The organism is Streptomyces sp. NPDC048643 (genome assembly GCF_040650615.1).
Lineage (GTDB): Bacteria > Actinomycetota > Actinomycetes > Streptomycetales > Streptomycetaceae > Streptomyces.
Map to the genome: position 1 here is coordinate 114,980 of NZ_JBEZHO010000004.1, position 16,904 is coordinate 131,883.

Annotated in this window: 15 protein-coding genes; 9 read left to right on the top strand and 6 right to left on the bottom strand. The window is 73.4% G+C overall.

Annotation, left to right across the window (positions count from 1 at the left end; all coding sequences use genetic code 11):
* Positions 1-102 precede the first annotated feature (102 nt).
* The 5 genes from AB0C62_RS05815 (at position 103) to rbsD (ending at position 6,044) form a co-directional block, all read left to right on the top strand.
* Positions 103-1,161 carry a LacI family DNA-binding transcriptional regulator gene (locus AB0C62_RS05815; RefSeq protein WP_362969899.1) on the top strand — a complete coding sequence of 353 codons (1,059 nt, stop codon included), beginning with the start codon at positions 103-105 and terminating at the stop codon, positions 1,159-1,161.
* Entirely contained in the window at positions 1,158-2,726 is a 1,569-nt protein-coding gene (locus AB0C62_RS05820) for a sugar ABC transporter ATP-binding protein (protein ID WP_362969901.1), read from the top strand. The genes AB0C62_RS05815 and AB0C62_RS05820 overlap by 4 nt, the downstream gene beginning before the upstream one ends.
* Entirely contained in the window at positions 2,716-4,665 is a 1,950-nt protein-coding gene (locus AB0C62_RS05825; RefSeq protein WP_362969903.1) for a substrate-binding domain-containing protein, read from the top strand. Before AB0C62_RS05820 ends, AB0C62_RS05825 begins: the two co-directional genes overlap by 11 nt.
* A 90-nt stretch (positions 4,666-4,755) precedes the next feature.
* On the top strand, positions 4,756-5,658 hold the full coding sequence (locus AB0C62_RS05830; RefSeq protein ID WP_362969905.1) for a ribokinase: 903 nt from the start codon (positions 4,756-4,758) through the stop codon (positions 5,656-5,658).
* The gene (gene rbsD, locus AB0C62_RS05835) at positions 5,655-6,044 is read left to right on the top strand and encodes a D-ribose pyranase (protein WP_358814875.1); all 390 of its coding nucleotides are present in this window, start codon (positions 5,655-5,657) and stop codon (positions 6,042-6,044) included. The genes AB0C62_RS05830 and rbsD overlap by 4 nt, the downstream gene beginning before the upstream one ends.
* A gap of 235 nt (positions 6,045-6,279) precedes the next feature.
* On the opposite strand, the gene AB0C62_RS05840 is transcribed toward rbsD, so the two are convergent.
* The 3 genes from AB0C62_RS05840 to AB0C62_RS05850 are packed head-to-tail and all read right to left on the bottom strand — an operon-like array spanning position 6,280 to position 9,412.
* The gene (locus AB0C62_RS05840) at positions 6,280-7,110 is read right to left on the bottom strand and encodes a sugar phosphate isomerase/epimerase family protein (RefSeq protein ID WP_362969907.1); all 831 of its coding nucleotides are present in this window, start codon (positions 7,108-7,110) and stop codon (positions 6,280-6,282) included.
* The gene (locus tag AB0C62_RS05845) at positions 7,107-8,264 is read right to left on the bottom strand and encodes a dihydrodipicolinate synthase family protein (protein WP_362969909.1); all 1,158 of its coding nucleotides are present in this window, start codon (positions 8,262-8,264) and stop codon (positions 7,107-7,109) included. Before AB0C62_RS05845 ends, AB0C62_RS05840 begins: the two co-directional genes overlap by 4 nt.
* A complete protein-coding gene (locus AB0C62_RS05850) occupies positions 8,261-9,412 on the bottom strand; it encodes a Gfo/Idh/MocA family oxidoreductase (RefSeq protein ID WP_362969911.1) in 1,152 nt (383 codons plus the stop codon). The genes AB0C62_RS05845 and AB0C62_RS05850 overlap by 4 nt, the downstream gene beginning before the upstream one ends.
* Positions 9,413-9,718: 306 nt before the next feature.
* Between AB0C62_RS05850 and AB0C62_RS05855 the strand changes: the two genes are divergently transcribed.
* Positions 9,719-10,768 carry a LacI family DNA-binding transcriptional regulator gene (locus AB0C62_RS05855; RefSeq protein ID WP_362969913.1) on the top strand — a complete coding sequence of 350 codons (1,050 nt, stop codon included), beginning with the start codon at positions 9,719-9,721 and terminating at the stop codon, positions 10,766-10,768.
* A 201-nt stretch (positions 10,769-10,969) separates the two neighbouring features.
* Positions 10,970-11,779 carry a sugar phosphate isomerase/epimerase family protein gene (locus AB0C62_RS05860; protein ID WP_362969915.1) on the top strand — a complete coding sequence of 270 codons (810 nt, stop codon included), beginning with the start codon at positions 10,970-10,972 and terminating at the stop codon, positions 11,777-11,779.
* A 57-nt stretch (positions 11,780-11,836) separates the two neighbouring features.
* Here AB0C62_RS05860 and AB0C62_RS05865 read toward each other — a convergent pair whose 3' ends face one another.
* The gene (locus AB0C62_RS05865; protein ID WP_362969917.1) at positions 11,837-12,502 is read right to left on the bottom strand and encodes an alpha/beta hydrolase; all 666 of its coding nucleotides are present in this window, start codon (positions 12,500-12,502) and stop codon (positions 11,837-11,839) included.
* Between the two features lie 50 nt (positions 12,503-12,552).
* On the opposite strand from AB0C62_RS05865, the gene AB0C62_RS05870 reads away from it, so the two are divergent.
* Positions 12,553-13,521 carry a LysR family transcriptional regulator gene (locus AB0C62_RS05870; protein ID WP_362969919.1) on the top strand — a complete coding sequence of 323 codons (969 nt, stop codon included), beginning with the start codon at positions 12,553-12,555 and terminating at the stop codon, positions 13,519-13,521.
* On the opposite strand, the gene AB0C62_RS05875 is transcribed toward AB0C62_RS05870, so the two are convergent.
* Together AB0C62_RS05875 and AB0C62_RS05880 are read right to left on the bottom strand one after the other, a co-directional pair.
* Entirely contained in the window at positions 13,518-14,792 is a 1,275-nt protein-coding gene (locus tag AB0C62_RS05875; RefSeq protein ID WP_362969921.1) for a Gfo/Idh/MocA family oxidoreductase, read from the bottom strand. The genes AB0C62_RS05870 and AB0C62_RS05875 overlap by 4 nt on opposite strands.
* Complete coding sequence (locus tag AB0C62_RS05880) at positions 14,789-15,754, bottom strand: EamA family transporter (RefSeq protein ID WP_362969923.1); 966 nt, start codon at positions 15,752-15,754, stop codon at positions 14,789-14,791. Before AB0C62_RS05880 ends, AB0C62_RS05875 begins: the two co-directional genes overlap by 4 nt.
* 114 nt (positions 15,755-15,868) lie before the next feature.
* On the opposite strand from AB0C62_RS05880, the gene AB0C62_RS05885 reads away from it, so the two are divergent.
* A complete protein-coding gene (locus tag AB0C62_RS05885; protein ID WP_362969925.1) occupies positions 15,869-16,780 on the top strand; it encodes a LysR family transcriptional regulator in 912 nt (303 codons plus the stop codon).
* The last annotated feature ends 124 nt before the right edge of the window (positions 16,781-16,904 follow it).

Here is a 16,904-nt window from a genome sequence, read left to right on the forward strand (position 1 = left end):
CATCACGATCCGGTTGCGGGATGCCCTCAGGGGGTTGCCCAACGCCCGTGTAATCGATTCCAATCCTCCGTGTAATCGATTCCACGAGGAGGTGGAGCGACGATGGCGAGCATCAAGGACGTTGCCGCCGAGGCAGGCGTGTCCGTCGCCACGGTCTCGCGGGTGCTGAACGACCACCCGTCGGTCAGCGAGGAGGCACGCACCCGCGTGCTGGCCGCCGTGCGGAGCCTCGGCTACCGCCCGAACGCCGTCGCCCGCTCCCTGCGCACCGACCAGACCCGCACCCTCGGCCTGGTCATCAGCGACGTGCTGAACCCGTACTTCACCGAACTGGCCCGCTCCGTCGAGGAGGAGGCCCGCGCCCTCGGCTACAGCGTCATCATCGGCAACGCCGACGAGCGGCCCGACCTCCAGGACCACCACGTACGGACCCTGCTGGACCGGCGCATCGACGGCCTGCTGGTCTCCCCCACCGACGGCGGCTCCCCCGGCATGCTGGACGCCGCGCGCGCGGGGACGCCGATGGTCTTCGTGGACCGCTGGATCCCGGGCCTGGACGTGCCGGTGGTCCGCGCCGACGGCCGCGCGGCGGTCCGTGACCTGGTCGCCCATCTGCACGGTCTCGGCCACCGCAGGCTCGCGATCATCGCGGGCCCGGCGGCCACCACGACCGGCAGCGAGCGGGTGGAGGCCTTCCGCGAGGCCCTCGCCGCGTTCGGGATCGCGCTGCCCGACGCCTACATCGGGCAGGGCGACTTCCAGGCCGAGAGCGGACGCCGCGCCACCGAGGCCTTCCTCGACCTGGCCGAGCCGCCCGAGGTCGTCTTCGCGGCCGACAACCTGATGGCGCTCGGCGCGCTGGACGCCGTCCGCGCGCGCGGGCTGCGGGTCCCCGACGACATCGCGCTCGCCGCGTTCGACGACATCCGGTGGTTCGTGCACACCGATCCGCCGGTCACCGCCATCGCCCAGCCCACGGGCGAACTGGGCCGGGCCGCCGTCCGTGCCCTGGTCGACCGCATCGAGGGACGGACCCCGCGCTCCGTCACCCTCCCCGCCCGTCTCGTCGTGCGCCGCTCGTGCGGCGCCGCGGCGACCGGGCAGGCCCCCGTGCGGCCCGCCCCCGCACAGCAGTCCCCCGTACGAAGGAGCCAGTCGTGAGCGACGAGGACGAGTTGCTGCGCATCGAGGGCATACGCAAGACCTTTCCCGGCGTGGTCGCGCTCGACAGCGTCGACTTCGACCTGCGCCGCGGCGAGGTGCACGTCCTGCTCGGTGAGAACGGCGCGGGCAAGAGCACGCTGATCAAGATGCTCTCCGGCGCCTACCGGCCCGACGCGGGACGCGTTCTCGTCGACGGCGAGGAGGTGCGCATCCACGGCGCCCAGGACTCCGAGCGCCTCGGGATCGCCACCATCTACCAGGAGTTCAACCTCGTCCCCGATCTGACGGTCGCCGAGAACATCTTCCTGGGCCGGCAGCCGCGCCGCTTCGGGCTGATCGACCGCAAGAGGATGGAGGCGGACGCCGCGGCTCTCCTGGAGCGCGTCGGCGTGAACGTGTCCCCCCGCGCGCGAGTGCGTGAACTGGGCGTCGCCCGGCTCCAGATGGTGGAGATCGCCAAGGCGCTGAGCCTGGACGCCCGCGTTCTGATCATGGACGAGCCGACCGCCGTGCTCACCTCGGGAGAGGTCGACAAGCTCTTCCGGATCGTGCGCAGGCTGCGCGAGGACGGCGTCGGCGTCGTCTTCATCACGCACCACCTGGACGAGATCGCCGCCCTCGGCGACCGGGTCACCGTCATCCGTGACGGCCGCAGCGTCGGCCAGGTGCCCGCCTCCACGCCCGAGGACGAACTCGTCCGCCTCATGGTCGGACGCTCCATCGAGCAGCAGTACCCGCGCGAACGGGCTGACGCCGGGGACGCGTTGCTGACCGTCGAGGGGCTGACCCGGGACGGGGTGTTCCACGACGTGAGTTTCGAGGTGCGGGCCGGTGAGGTCGTCGGCATCGCGGGACTCGTCGGCGCGGGCCGCACCGAGGTGGTCCGGGCCGTCTTCGGCGCCGATCCCTACGACCGGGGTTCCGTGAAGGTCGCCGGGGCCGGCCTGCGGCGGGGCGACGTGAACGCGGCCATGGAGGCCGGCATCGGGCTCGTGCCCGAGGACCGCAAGGGCCAGGGCCTCGTCCTGGACGCCTCCGTCGAGGAGAACCTCGGCCTGGTCACGCTGCGCTCCGCGACCCACGGCGGACTCGTCGACCTCAAGGGCCAGCGGGCCGCCGCCGCGCGGATCGCCGGACAGCTCGGCGTGCGGATGGCCGGGCTCGGCCAGCACGTGCGCACCCTGTCCGGCGGCAACCAGCAGAAGGTCGTCATCGGCAAGTGGCTGCTCGCCGACACCAAGGTGCTGATCCTCGACGAGCCGACGCGCGGTATCGACGTCGGCGCCAAGGTCGAGATCTACCAGCTCGTCAACGAACTGACGGCCGCCGGTGCCGCCGTCCTGATGATCTCCAGCGACCTGCCCGAGGTGCTCGGCATGAGCGACCGGGTCCTCGTGATGGCCCAGGGCCGGATCGCGGGCGAACTCACCGCCGAACAGGCGTCCCAGGACTCCGTGATGGCCCTCGCCGTCAGCAACCCCACCACCGCGCACCAGAACGACACCACGAACCAGAACGACACCCAGAACGAGAACGGCAAGGAGGCCCCCCGTGGCCACTGACACGCAACCGAGCACAGCGGGCGCGAGCGGCGCCTCCGCGGTCCGCCGCCTGCTGCTCGACAACGGGGCGCTCACCGCGCTCATCGTCCTCGTCATCGCGATGTCGGCCCTGTCCGGGGACTTCCTGACGACGGACAACCTGCTGAACATCGGCGTCCAGGCGGCCGTCACCGCCATCCTCGCGTTCGGTGTGACCTTCGTGATCGTCTCGGCGGGCATCGACCTGTCGGTCGGCTCGGTCGCCGCCCTGTCGGCCACCGTCCTCGCCTGGACGGCGACGTCGCAGGGCATACCGGTCTGGATCGCGGTCCTCCTCGCGGTCGCCACCGGCATCGCCTGCGGCCTGGTCAACGGCGTGCTGATCTCGTACGGCAAGCTGCCGCCCTTCATCGCGACCCTCGCCATGCTGTCGGTGGGCCGCGGTCTGTCCCTGGTGATCTCGCAGGGCAGCCCGATCGCCTTCCCCGACTCGGTCTCGCACCTCGGTGACACGCTCGGCGGCTGGCTGCCGGTGCCGGTCCTGGTCATGGCCGTCATGGGCCTGATCACGGCCGTGATCCTCGGCCGTACGTACATCGGCCGCTCCATGTACGCGATCGGCGGCAACGAGGAGGCCGCGCGTCTGTCCGGCCTGCGGGTCAAGAAGCAGAAGCTCGCGATCTACGCCCTCTCCGGCCTCTTCGCCGCCGCCGCGGGCATCGTGCTCGCCTCCCGGCTGTCCTCCGCGCAGCCGCAGGCCGCGCAGGGCTACGAACTCGACGCCATCGCGGCCGTCGTCATCGGCGGCGCCTCGCTGGCCGGCGGCACCGGCAAGGCGTCCGGCACGCTCATCGGCGCGCTGATCCTCGCGGTGCTGCGCAACGGCCTCAACCTCCTGTCGGTGTCGGCGTTCTGGCAGCAGGTCGTCATCGGTGTGGTGATCGCGCTGGCCGTGCTGCTCGACACCGTGCGGCGCAAGGCCGGGGCGACGCCGGTCGCCGGGGGCGCCTCGGGCGGCGACCGCCGCAAGCAGGCGGCGACCTATGTGATCGCGGCCGTGGTCGCGGCGGCGGTCGTCGGCGCGATGTCCTTCGTGCACGGCGGCTCGTCCACCTCGACGACGCAGAAGGTCGGTCTGTCCCTCTCCACGCTGAACAACCCCTTCTTCGTGCAGATCAAGGCGGGCGCACAGCAGGAGGCGAAGAAGCGCGGGGTGGACCTGACGGTCACCGACGCGCAGAACGACGCCTCTCAGCAGGCCAACCAGCTTCAGAACTTCACCAGTTCGGGGCTCGGCTCGATCATCGTGAACCCGGTGGACTCGGACGCGGCGGGCCCCTCGGTCCGTTCCGCGAACAAGGCGGACATCCCCGTCGTCGGCGTCGACCGGGGCGTCAACAAGGCCAAGACCGCCGCGCTCGTGGCCTCCGACAACGTCGCGGGCGGCAGGCTGGGCGCGAAGGCGCTCGCCGAGAAGCTGGGCGGCAAGGGCAGGATCGTGATCCTGCAGGGTCTGGCCGGCACGTCCGCGAGCCGTGAGCGCGGGGCCGGCTTCGCCGAGGGTCTGAAGGTGTACCCGGGCATCAAGGTGGTCGCCCGGCAGCCCGCGGACTTCGACCGCACCAAGGGCCTCGACGTGATGACGAACCTGCTCCAGGCGCACCCCGACGTCGACGGCGTCTTCGCCGAGAACGACGAGATGGCGCTCGGCGCGGTCAAGGCGCTCGGCTCCAAGGCCGGGAAGTCGGTCTCCGTCATCGGCTTCGACGGCACCCCCGACGGCCTGAAGGCGGTCTCCGCGGGCACGCTGTACGCGTCCGTCGCCCAGCAGCCGAAGGAGCTCGGCCGGATCGCGGTGGACAACGCGCTGCGGGCCGCCGAGGGCAAGAAGGTCCAGGAGACGGTGAAGGTGCCGGTGAAGGTCGTCACGAAGGAGAACGTCGCCGGGTTCGGCGGCTGACATCGGACCGGGGAGGGCGCACGGCAGCCGCCGCGCGCCCTCCGGGTCTCGCGCACATCGGCTCGACTCATCGGTGCAGGGAGACAGTTCATGTACGACTACGACCTTCTGGTCGTGGGATCGGCCAACGCCGACCTGGTGGTCCGGGTCGAGCGACGGCCGGCGGCGGGCGAGACGGTGCTCGGCTCCGATCTCGCCGTCCACCCGGGCGGAAAGGGCGCCAACCAGGCGGTCGCCGCCGCCCGGCTCGGGGCGCGCACGGCGCTTCTCGCCCGGGTCGGCGACGACGGCCACGGGCGGCTGCTGCTCGACGCGCAGCGCACGGCCGGCGTCGACACCGTCGGCGTCCTCGTCGGCGGGGCCCCGACCGGGGTCGCGCTGATCACGGTGGATCCCTCCGGGGACAACAGCATCGTGGTGTCGCCGGGCGCCAACGGCCGGCTCGCCCCGGAGGACGTACGGGCCGCCGGAAGCCTCTTCCAGGCGTCCCGGGTGGTGTCGACCCAGCTGGAGATCCCGCTGGAGTCGGTCGTGGAGGTCGTACGGAGTCTCGCGGCGGGCAGTCGTCTCGTGCTGAACCCGTCGCCGCCGCGCCCGCTGCCCCGCGAGGTGCTCGCCGCCTGCGACCCGCTGATCGTGAACGAGCACGAGGCGCGGGTGATCGCCGGGGACGACCTCGGGGAGTCCCCCGAGGACTGGGCGACGGCGCTGCTCGCGCTCGGCCCGCGTTCGGTGGTCATCACGCTGGGCGCGGCGGGCGCGCTGGTGGCGGAACGGGCCGGCGCCCGGGTCCGGGTGCCGTCGGTGCGGGTCGCGGCCGTGGACACGACGGGTGCGGGCGACGCCTTCACCGCGGCGCTGGCCTGGCGTCTGGGGCGCGGGGAGTCGCTGCCCGAGGCGGCCGGGTACGCGGCCCGGGTCGGTGCCGCCGCGGTCACCCGGGCCGGGGCGCAGGAGTCGTTCCCGACCGCGGAGGAGGTGGCCGCGCTGTGAAGCGGGCCGGAATCCTGAACCGTCATCTGGCGGGCGCGTTGGCCGAGTTGGGCCACGGGGACGGGGTGCTCGTGTGCGACGCGGGGATGCCGATCCCGGCGGGGCCGCGCGTCGTCGACCTGGCGTTCCGGGCGGGTGTGCCGTCCTTCGCGGAGGTCCTGGACGGGCTGCTGGCCGAGCTGGTGGTGGAGGGCGGGACGGCGGCGCGCGAGGTGCGGGAGGCGAACCCGGCGGCGGCGGAGCTGCTGGAGGCACGGGTGCCCGGACTCGAACTGGTCGGGCACGAAGAGCTGAAGTCACTGTCCGCGGGGGCGCGGCTCGTGGTCCGCACGGGTGAGGCCCGGCCGTACGCGAACGTGCTGCTGCGCTGCGGGGTCTTCTTCTGATCCGTGGATCGGCCGATCCGCGCGATCCGCGCCGGAGCGAACCGCGCGGGTGCGGCGCGGAAAGTTTCGAGGGGCCCGGTCCGTCGACCGGGCCCCTCGGCATTCCCCTCCGTATCAGAACCCCGCGATCCCCCCAGATCCCCCTCCAGGTGTCCTGATGCCAAGTACGACCCGCGAGGTGCGGGAAGGGTTGCACGAACTTCTGAAGATTTTTTCCGGGCGCCAAAGCCGCAGGTCAGGCGGCATGCTCCAGGAAGCGTGCCACCGTCTCGGCCAGCACGTCGTGGCCGTCCCGGGCCCACAGGACGTCGTTGAAGAGTTCGACCTCGATCGGCCCGGTGTACCCGGCCGCCTCCACGTACCGGCGCCACTCCCGGAAATCGATCGAGCCGTCTCCCAGCTGACCGCGGCCGTTAAGGACGCCCTCCGGCAGCGGGGTCGTCCAGTCGGCGAGCTGGAAGGTGTGGATGCGGCCGGCGGCGCCCGCGCGGGCGATCTGGGCGGGGGCCGTGTCGTCCCACCAGAGGTGGTAGGTGTCGACGGTGACGCCCACCTGCTCGGCGGGGAACCGTTCGGCGAGGTCGAGGGCCTGCGCGAGCGTGGAGACCACACAGCGGTCGGCGGCGTACATCGGGTGGAGCGGTTCGATGGCGAGCCGTACGCCCCGCGCGGCGGCGTACGGGCCCAGTTCACCGAGGCCGTCGGCGATGCGTTCGCGGGCGCCGTGCAGGTCCTTCGAGCCGGCCGGGAGGCCGCCCGACACCAGCACGAGGGTGTCCGTGCCCAGGGTCGCGGCCTCGTCGACCGCGGCACGGTTGTCGTCCAGGGCCTTCGCCCGCTCCGCCGGGTCAAGGGCGGTGAGGAAGCCGCCCCGGCACAGGGTGGTCACCGTCAGGCCCGCGTCACGGACCAGTGCGGCGGCCGCCTCCACGCCGTAGGCGCGCACGGGTTCGCGCCACAGCCCGACGCCCCCGACGCCGAGCGTCAGGCAGGACGTCACGAGGTCGGGCAGGGACAGCTGCTTGACCGTCATCTGGTTGACGGAGAACCGGGTGAGGCTGTTCACGAGGTCACCCCGTACACGGCCAGCAGTCTCTTCATCCGGGTCTCGGCGCGCGGCGGGTCGGGGAACAGGCCGAGGCCGTCGGCCAGTTGGTAGGCGCGGGCCAGGTGCGGCAGGGAGCGCGCCGACTGGAGTCCGCCCACCATCGTGAAGTGCTCCTGGTGACCGGCGAGCCAGGCCAGCAGGACGACGCCGGTCTTGTAGAACCGGGTCGGGTGCTCGAAGAGGTGCCGGGACAACTCGACGGTGGGGTCGAGGAGTTCGCGGAATCCCTTGACGTCTCCGGTGTCCAGGACACGGACGGCCCGTGCGGCGGCCGGCCCGAGCGGGTCGAAGATGCCGAGCAGCGCGTGACTGAAGCCCTGCTCGTCGCCCGCGATCAGTTCGGGGTAGTTGAAGTCGTCGCCGGTGTAGCAGCGGACGCCGTCCGGGAGACGGCGGCGCAGGTCGACCTCGCGCCGGGCGTCCAGCAGGGACACCTTGATGCCGTCCACCTTGTCCGGGTGGGCGGCGATCACCTCCAGAAACACCTCGGTCGCCGCGTCGAGGTCGCCGGAGCCCCAGTAGCCCTCCAGGGCCGGGTCGAACATCGGGCCCAGCCAGTGCAGGATCACCGGCTCGGCGGCCTGCCGCAGCAGATGGCCGTAGACGTCGAGGTAGTCCTCGGGTCCCGCGGCGGTCGCGGCGAGCGCGCGGGAGGCCATCAGGATCGCCTGGGCGCCCGAGTCCTCGACGAGGGCGAGCTGTTCCTCGTACGCGGCCCGGACCTCGTCGAGGGTGGCCGGGCCGGTGAGCTGGTCGGTGCCGACACCGCAGGCGACGGCACCTCCGGTGGCGCGGGCCTCGGCGGCGGAGCGGCGGATCAGCTCGGCCGCGGTGGCCCAGTCGAGGCCCATGCCGCGCTGCGCGGTGTCCATCGCCTCCGCGACGCCGAGGCCGTGGGACCACAGATGGCGGCGGAAGGCGAGGGTGGCGTCCCAGTCGACGGCGGCGGGCGCGCCGGGCGACACGTCGGCGTAGGGGTCGGCGACGACGTGCGCCGCCGAGAAGACCGTGCGGGAGGCGAGGGGCGCGCCGTCGGGGAGCACGGCGAGGGGGTCGGTGCGCGGCTCGTAGGCCCGCAACCGGCCGTCGGCGCCCGGGAGTCGGATGGTCACAGGGTGATCTCCGGTACGGCGAGACGGCGGCCCTCGGCGGAGGAGCGCAGGCCCAGTTCGGCGAGCTGCACGCCGCGGGCACCCGCGAGGAGGTCCCAGTGGTAGGGGGTGTCGGCGTAGACGTGCCGCAGGAACAGCTCCCACTGGGCCTTGAAGCCGTTGTCGAACTCGGCGTTGTCGGGCACCTCCTGCCACTGGTCGCGGAAGGAGTAGGTGGCCGGGATGTCGGGGTTCCAGACCGGCTTCGGCGTCGTACCGCGGTGCTGGACACGGCAGTTGCGCAGTCCTGCGACGGCGGATCCCTCCGTGCCGTCGACCTGGAACTCGACGAGTTCGTCGCGGTTGACGCGCACGGCCCAGGAGGAGTTGATCTGGGCGATCGCGCCGCCCTCCAGCTCGAAGATGCCGTAGGCGGCGTCGTCGGCGGTGGCGTCGTAGGGCTTGTCCCGCTCGTCCCAGCGCTGGGGGACGTGGGTGGCGGTGAGCGCCTGCACCGAGGTGACCCTGCCGAACAGCTCGTGCAGGACGTACTCCCAGTGCGGGAACATGTCGACGACGATGCCGCCGCCGTCCTCGGAGCGGTAGTTCCAGGAGGGCCGCTGGGCCTGCTGCCAGTCGCCCTCGAAGACCCAGTAGCCGAACTCCCCGCGGACGGACAGGATCCGGCCGAAGAAGCCGCCGTCGATCAGCCGCTTGAGCTTGAGCAGGCCGGGGAGGAAGAGCTTGTCCTGGACGACGCCGTGCCGGACACCCGCCGTGTGCGCGAGCCGGGCCAGTTCGAGCGCCCCGTCGAGGCCGGTGGAGGTCGGCTTCTCGGTGTAGACGTGCTTGCCCGCGGCGATGGCCTTGCGCAGGGCCTCCTCGCGGGCGGAGGTGACCTGGGCGTCGAAGTAGAGATCCACGTCCGGGTCGGCGAGGACGGCGTCGAGGTCGGTCGACCAGTGGTCGAGGCCGTGCCGCTCGGCGAGGGCCCGCAGGGCGGCCTCGCGGCGGCCGACGAGGACGGGCTCGGGCCACAGCACGGTGCCGTCGCCCAGGTCGAGGCCGCCCTGGTCGCGCAGGGCGAGAATCGAGCGGACGAGGTGCTGGCGGTAGCCCATGCGCCCCGTCACGCCGTTCATGGCGATGCGCACCGTCTTGCGTGTCACGTCGTTCCCTTCGTCCGCGTCAGGCGCCGCGCACACTCGGACGAGCATGACAGCAAGCGCTTTCTATGCGGTGAGAAGCTAGCCTCTGTTCACTGGTCGGGACAAGACCGTCGCCGGGTCGAGTTGTTCGAGGGGGCGAACGACGGGGACCGTTGGCCGTATGGTCTGCACGGACCCCGACCACGGGAGGCGGCGCGTTCGGCCTCGCCCCCGTGTTCGACGCCGTTCGACGAGGCACGACCAGGCACGACGACGTAGCCGCCGTACGACGAGGTACGGCGAGAGGCGCGACCGGAGGACGACGAGATGACGGTGACCCTGGCGGACGTGGCGGCCCGCGCGCAGGTCTCTCCCGCGACGGTGTCGCGCGTGCTGAACGGGAACTATCCCGTGGCCTCCTCCACGCGGGAGCGGGTACTGCGCGCGGTGGACGAGCTGGACTACGTGCTGAACGGTCCCGCCAGCTCGCTGGCCGCCGCGACCTCCGACCTCGTCGGCATCCTGGTGAACGACATCGCCGACCCCTTCTTCGGGATCATGGCCGCCGCGATCCAGTCCGAGATCGGCGGCCCCGGGGGGCGCGCGGGCGGGGAGCGGCTCGGGGTCGTGTGCAACACCGGCGGCTCCCCGGAGCGCGAACTCACCTACCTCACGCTCCTTCAGCGCCAACGCGCCGCCGCCGTCGTCCTCACCGGCGGTGCCATCGAGAACGCGGGGCACGCGGCCGCCGTCGCCGCGAAGCTGCGCCGGCTGGCGGAGGCGGGCACCCGGGTCGTGCTCTGCGGGCGCCCGCCCGCGCCGGACGCGCCGGACGCGATCGCGCTCACCTTCGACAACCGCGGCGGCGGCCGGCAGCTCACCGATCACCTGCTCGGCCTCGGCCACCGGCGGCTCGGCTACATCGCGGGCCCCGAGGAGCGCACCACGACGCGCCACCGGCTGGAGGGCCACCGTGCCGCGCTCGCCGCGCACGGCGTCGAGGAGGATCCGCGGCTCACCGTGCACGGCCGCTACGACCGTCGCTCCGGTTACGAGGCGACCCTCGAACTCCTCCGCCGCGAGCCGGAGTTGACCGCGGTCGTCGCCGCGAACGACACGGTCGCGCTGGGCGCCTGCGCGGCCCTGCGCGACTCCGGGCTGCGCATCCCGGACGACGTGTCCGTGGCGGGCTTCGACGACCTGCCGTTCAGCGTCGACGCGGTACCGGCCCTCACGACCGTGCGCCTGCCGCTCTCCGAGGCGGGCGCCCGCGCCGGCCGCGTCGCCATGGGCCGCGAGGACCCCCCGCCGGGCGGGATCGCCACCGTCCGGGGCGAGTTGATGGTGCGAGGGTCCACCGGGGTTCCCCGGGGCTGACTCTCCCTCCCCTCACCCTCCACGGGAGGTCTCCCCGGCGTCGGTACGCGCGCGGAGAGTCCGGCGCTGTGGGGTGAGCCCGGCGAGCATCGCCGGTGGTCCTCCCCCGTCCGGGAACCGTGCCGTACCGGGACGGGTCCCGTCTCCCGAGGCCCCGGGGCGGTCTTGGGTGTCGACGGGGCAGGCCGTAGGGTCCCGGCCATGAAGCTGGCGTTCTCCACTCTCGGTGTGCCCGGGCTGCCCGTCGCCGATGTCGTGCGGCTGGCCGTCGCGCACGGCTATCAGGGGGTTGAGCTCCGGGCGCACCCCGAGGAGCCCGTACATCCCGGGATCGGGGCGGCTGAACGGGACGCCGTGGCCGCCGAGTTCGAGGCGGGCGGGATCGAGGTGCTCGGTGTCGCGGGGTACGCGCGGGTCGCGCAACCGGGTGACGACGCTCCGGTGCTGCACGAGATGCGTGAACTGATCGAACTGGCGCGGGACGTGAACGCTCCGTTCGTCCGGGTCTTCCCCGGCGGTGACCCCGGGGCGAGCGCCGCGGAGTCGGACGCGACGGCCGCCCGGCGGCTCGGCACCGCGGCGGAGTACGCCGCCGACCTCGGCGTGCGCATCCTGCTGGAGACCCACGACTCGCACCGCACCGGCGCGGACGCGATGCGGGTCCTCGGCCGGGTCGGTCACCACCACGTCGGCTCCCTGTGGGACGTGATGCACACCTGGCTCGGCGGCGAGGACCCCGACGAGACGTACCCCGCCCTGGCCCCGTTCCTCGGATACACGCAGGTCAAGGACATCGCGTCGGCCGGAGACACCACCCCGCTGCCGCTCGGCTCGGGGGTCCTTCCGCTCGGCGCCTGCGTGGACGTCCTCGTGCGGAACGGGTGGGACGGCTGGCTGTGCTGGGAGTACGAGAAGCGCTGGTACGAGCGGGCGGCGCCGCTGGAGGAGCTGCTGGCAGCGGGGCGCGAGCACCTCGTCGGGCTCGTGGGCGCGGCGGAGAAGCGGAGGTGAGCGGCCCGGCACACCGGGTCCGGGCCGCGGCACGGGCGCGGACACCCGGGCCCCGTGTCACCCCGTGCGGCCGGTGAGCCGGACCGAGCCGTCGAGGCACCAGTCCAGGACCGCCGGCCACGGCCCGTACCCGGCGTCCATGTCGAGGTGCGCGGCCCCGGGAAGGATCTCCGTGGGTACGCCCAGCGGGTCACCGTAGACGGCGTCGGCGCCCTCGGGGCAGTACGGGTCGTCGTCCCCCGCGACCAGACGGGTGGACCCGGGAAGTGCGCGCAGGTCCAGTCCGGCCGGGGTGAACGCGGCGATCTCCGGCAGCCCGGCGAGGACGGAAGGCGAGGGCGGGGCGACCAGCAGCACCCGGTCGACACCGTCCAGGCCCGGCAGCGCGCGGGCGACGGCGTGCAGCCACAGCACGGCGGAGGCGCTGTGCGCGAGGACCACCCGCTCGGCGCCCCGCAGCGCGTCCAGGTGGCGGGCGAACTCGGCGAGCCACACCTCCGGGTCCGGCGCGTCGGGGTTCGGCAGCTGCGGGTAGACGACGTGCCGGCCGCGTTCGCCGAGGCGGTCGGCCAGCCAGTGCTGCCAGTGGCCGGCGGGCCGGTGGTTCTGCCATCCGTGCAGGACGAGGAAGGAGCGCGCGGCGCCCGTGTCGTCCTCGGCGGTGGGCGGGGTGGCGGGCTGCTCGTCGGTGGGCGGGGTCCCGCTCCGGTCGTCCGTGGTCATGGGCCGATCGTTTCCGACCGCGGGGCATTCGGTCCAGTTAATCTTTTCCGGTGGAACAGGTAAGCGAGACCTTCACCATGGACCTGCGTCGCCTGACCGTGCTGCGGGAACTCCGGCGGCGGGGCAGCCTGGCCCGCACCGCCGCGGCCCTGCACCTCACGCCTTCCGCCGTCTCCCAGCAACTCGCCGCGCTCGCACGCGAGGTGGGCGTGCCGCTGACCGAACGGGACGGCCGGGGCGTCCGGCTGACCGGGCAGGCGCGGGTTCTGCTGGCGCACGCCGATCTGATCGCCGCCCAACTGGAGCGCGCCAGAGCCGACTTGACCGCCTACGACGGAGGCGGCCGGGGGACGGTCACGGTCGGCTGCTTCTCCAGCGGCATCCTCGGTCTGCTCCCGGACGCGCTGACGACGCTGGCGGATCAACTGCCGCACGTGCGGATCGATGTCGTCGAGGCGGCGCCCCCGGACCTGTTCACCGCTCTGGACGCCGGGCAGGTCGACCTCGCCGTGGCCGTCGACTTCGCGGCCGCTCCCCCGCACACCGACCGGCGCTACCACCGCCTCGACCTGCTCCGGGACGTCCTGGACCTGGCTCTGCCGGCCGGTCACCGGCTCGCGGGCGGCGGCCCGGTCGATCTGCGGGAACTCGCCGGCGAGCCCTGGATCATCGGCGACCCGGCCGGCTGCTGCGGCGCGGTGGCCCGTTCGGTCTGCGCCGCCGCCGGTTTCACCCCGGACGTCCGGCACGCCGTCGACGACTGGGGGGCCCTGGCCGCACTGGTCGAGGCGGGCCGGGGCGTGGCCCTGGTCCCGCGGCTCGTCCGGCCGTTGTACGAACGGCGCCGGCTCGCCCTGCTGAGCACACGGGGCGCGCAGCCGTCCCGGAACGTGTTCGCGGCCGTCCGCGCGGGCGCGGAGACCGACCCGGTACTGACCGCCGTACGCGACCAACTGCGCTCGACAGCCGCGAGGTTGGTGGATCGGGATCCGTCGGGCAGTCGTGGTGGTCGGCCCTAGACGGTCTCCACGGTGCCCGCGAGGCGGGCGCGTTCGGCGGCCAGGACGGTGAGGTGGCTGGTGAGGGACTCGCGCGGGCCGGACTTCACCAGAGCGGGGTTCTTGGTGGCGACGGCGGCGACGAAGGCGTCCATCAGGCCGGCGTCGCCTCCGCCGTGGCCGCCCGCCGCGTCCATGCCGCCGGCGCGGCCGAGGTCGACGGCCTCCTCGGTCCGGGTCAGGAAGTCGTACACGCTCACGTTCTCGCCGTCGCCGCGCAGTTCGCCCCGGGTGCCGAAGATCCGGGTCCGGCGGTCGGCCTGTTCGGTGAACGCCGTCATGGTGAAGGTGCCGGTGGCCCCGGAGGCGAACTCCATCGACACCACCTGGTGGTCGACGACGTCGTTGTCGCAGGCGTACACGCACCGCCCGTACGGGCCCTCGCGCAGGGCCGTCTCCAGAGCCTCGGGCGTGAAGTCGTCGAGGAGCACGCTGAGCGGCCAGTGGTGTTCGCCGCGGGCGAGCCGGTCGCCGTACTCGCGCCGGGCGGAGTAGGGGCAGTCGGGCTCCACCGCGCAGTCCAGGCAGCGGTCGGCCGCGCCCTCGGGCCGGTTCTCCGGGCGGAAGTGCGAGAGGCGTCCGAAGCTGGAGACGCGGACGGGCGGCTGCCCGAGGACGTACTGCAGCCAGTCGATGTCGTGGCAGGACTTGGCCATCAGCATCGACGTCGCCTCCCGCGTGTTGCGCCAGTTGCCGCGCACGAAGGAGTGCGCCTGGTGCCAGAAGCCGACGGGTTCCAGGTGCTGGACGTTGACGACGTCGCCGAGCCGCCCGGAGTCGACGACCTCCTTCACCGCGCGGGTGTAGCGCGTGTAGCGCAGGACGTGCCCGACGGCGAGGGTCACCCCCGCGCGCTCCACGGCGTCGACGATCGCCCGGCACTCGTCCTCGGTGAGGGCCATCGGCTTCTCCAGCAGGACGTGGTAACCGAGGGCGGCGAACTCCAGGACGGGTTCGAGGTGTTCGCGGTCGAGGGTGCAGATCAGTACGGCGTCCGCGATCCGGCCGCGCGCGGCGAGGTCCCGCCAGTCCCCGACGGCGGCGTCCGGCTCCAGGCCGTGGGCGGCCGCGAAACGGCGGCGCCGCGGCTCACGGGGTTCGGCGACGGCCACCACCCTGGCCCGCCCGGGGTGGTCCAGGGCCCAGCGCGCGTGACCGGTCCCCCGGTCACCGGCACCGACGACGGCGAGCGTGACGACGGGGTCGGCTGAGGCGGGGGCTTCGAAGGTCATCGGGGGGCCGCTTTCCCGGTCGGGTCGCAGGCGCGGTGAGCGCTGTCCGTCGGGACGCTAACCGTCGGCGCGGGGCTCGACAAGAGCGCTGTGCGCGCCGTCCGGGCCGTCCGGGGCGTCCGTGAGGTCAGCGCGACCCCGGCCACCAGCAGGGCCGCGGACGCCCAGCGCAGCGGGCCGACGGACTCGCCGAGGAACAGGGCCGCCGACGACATCCCGAAGACCGGGACCAGCAGCGAGAAGGGGGCGACGGTGGACGCGGGATGCCGGTGCAGCAGCCAGCCCCAGGCGCCGAAGCCGAAAACGGTGGTGATCCAGGCGACGTAGACGACGACTCCGGCGCCCTGCCAGTCCAGGGCGCGCAGCGCGTCGAGGTCGCGGGAGGGGCCCTCGGTGAGCAGCGAGAGGCCGAGCAGCGGGAGGACGGGCACGGTGCTCACCCACACCATGAAGTTGAGCGGGTCGGGCGGGGACGCCTTGCGGGTGAGGACGTTGGAGACGCCCCAGCAGGCGGCCGCCGCGATGACCAGGGCGAAGGCTCCGAGCGGTCCTGCCGTGCCCTCGTCGACGGCGGCGAGGCCCACGCCACAGAGCGCCACCGCCATACCCGCCACCCTGACGCCGCTGGGGCGTTCGCCGAGGAAGGCGAAGGCGAGGAGCGCCGTGAACACCGCCTGGATCTGGAGCACCAGGGAGGACAGGCCCGCGGGCATCCCGGCGTCCATGCCGATGAACAGCAGGCCGAACTTCGCGACGCCGAGGGCGAGTCCGACGGCCACGATCCACTTCCACGCCACCTTGGGGCGGCCCACGAGGAACACGGCGGGCAGGGCGGCCACCAGGAAGCGCAGGGCCGAGAAGAGAAGCGGTGGGAAGTGGTCGAGGCCGACCTCGATGACGGTGAAGTTCACGCCCCAGACGGCGGCGACGAGGACGGCGAGGGCGATGTGGGCGGGGCGCATGCGTCGAGCATCGGACGACCGCACCGTGTAGCACCAGCGCGGATCTCTGCATGAATGGATGAAGCGATGCTTACGTATGCTGGCGGCGAGCGATGTCGTGTCCCGGGAGGCCCCATGCTCGATCTCCAGCGTCTGCGCGCCCTGCACGCCGTGGCGGTGCACGGCACGGTCGGTGCCGCCGCCGCCTCGCTCGGCTACACCCCCTCCGCGGTGTCGCAGCAGATCGCCAAGCTGGAGCGGGAGACCAGGACGGTCCTGCTGGAGCGGCAGGGGCGCGGTGTCCGGCTCACCGAGCAGGCAGAGCAACTGGCCGCCACCGCTCAGCAGTTGCTGGCCATCGTGGAGCGCGCCGAGACCGAGCTGGAGGAGCGCAGGGGGCTGCCCGCGGGGCGGTTGACGGTGGCCGCGTTCGCCTCGGCCGCGCGGGGTCTGCTGCCCGCCGTGCTGGCCGATCTGGCCGTCCGCCATCCGGCCCTGGACACCCGGCTGACGGAGGTGGACCCGCATCTTTCCGTCGATCTGGTGGCCCGGGGCGCGGTCGATCTGGCGATCGCGCACGACTGGGACATCGCCCCGCTGCCCGCGCCGCCCGGGGTGGAGCAGGCCGCGATCGGGGAGGACCTGTGCGATCTGCTCGTCCCCGCCGGGCATCCCTTCGCCGGGCGGTCCTCGGTGCGGCGCGAGGACCTCGGCGGCGAGCGGTGGATCTGCCAGCCGCCGGGTCGGGTCTGCCACGACTGGCTGGTCCGCACGCTGCGGGCGGCGGGCTGCGAGCCGGACATCGTCCACCAGGCCGACGAGAACCCGACCCTGGTCGCCCTCGTCGCCGCGGGCCTCGGCGTCGCCCTCATCCCCCGGCTCGGCCGCGGGCCGCTGCCCGCCGGGGTCGTGGAGGTGCCGCTCGACCCGCTGCCCGTGCGCCGCCTGTACGCGCTGTGGCGCTCGGGAGCTGCTCGCCGCCCGGCCATCGCGGAGACGGTCCGCACGCTCCAGACGCACTGGCCGGCGGTGTCGGCGAGGAACTGAGCCGGCGTCCGCGCCCCCGGGACGGGCGGACCACCAGCTCCGCGCCACCGGCCCGCGCCCCGTTCCGGACGAAACACAGCCGCCGCGCAACGGGCCCGGTCGAACCGAGCCTGGGCGCCACCGC

What these genes read in the sequence shown, in the direction of transcription:
- AB0C62_RS05815 (WP_362969899.1), top strand. Translation starts at nt 103, where the DNA reads ATGGCGAGCATCAAGGACGTTGCCGCCGAGGCAGGCGTGTCCGTCGCC.
- AB0C62_RS05830 (WP_362969905.1), top strand. Translation starts at nt 4,756, where the DNA reads ATGTACGACTACGACCTTCTGGTCGTGGGATCGGCCAACGCCGACCTG.
- AB0C62_RS05855 (WP_362969913.1), top strand. Translation starts at nt 9,719, where the DNA reads ATGACGGTGACCCTGGCGGACGTGGCGGCCCGCGCGCAGGTCTCTCCC.
- AB0C62_RS05860 (WP_362969915.1), top strand. Translation starts at nt 10,970, where the DNA reads ATGAAGCTGGCGTTCTCCACTCTCGGTGTGCCCGGGCTGCCCGTCGCC.
- AB0C62_RS05865 (WP_362969917.1), bottom strand. Translation starts at nt 12,502, where the DNA reads ATGACCACGGACGACCGGAGCGGGACCCCGCCCACCGACGAGCAGCCC.
- AB0C62_RS05875 (WP_362969921.1), bottom strand. Translation starts at nt 14,792, where the DNA reads ATGACCTTCGAAGCCCCCGCCTCAGCCGACCCCGTCGTCACGCTCGCC.
- AB0C62_RS05880 (WP_362969923.1), bottom strand. Translation starts at nt 15,754, where the DNA reads ATGCGCCCCGCCCACATCGCCCTCGCCGTCCTCGTCGCCGCCGTCTGG.
- AB0C62_RS05885 (WP_362969925.1), top strand. Translation starts at nt 15,869, where the DNA reads ATGCTCGATCTCCAGCGTCTGCGCGCCCTGCACGCCGTGGCGGTGCAC.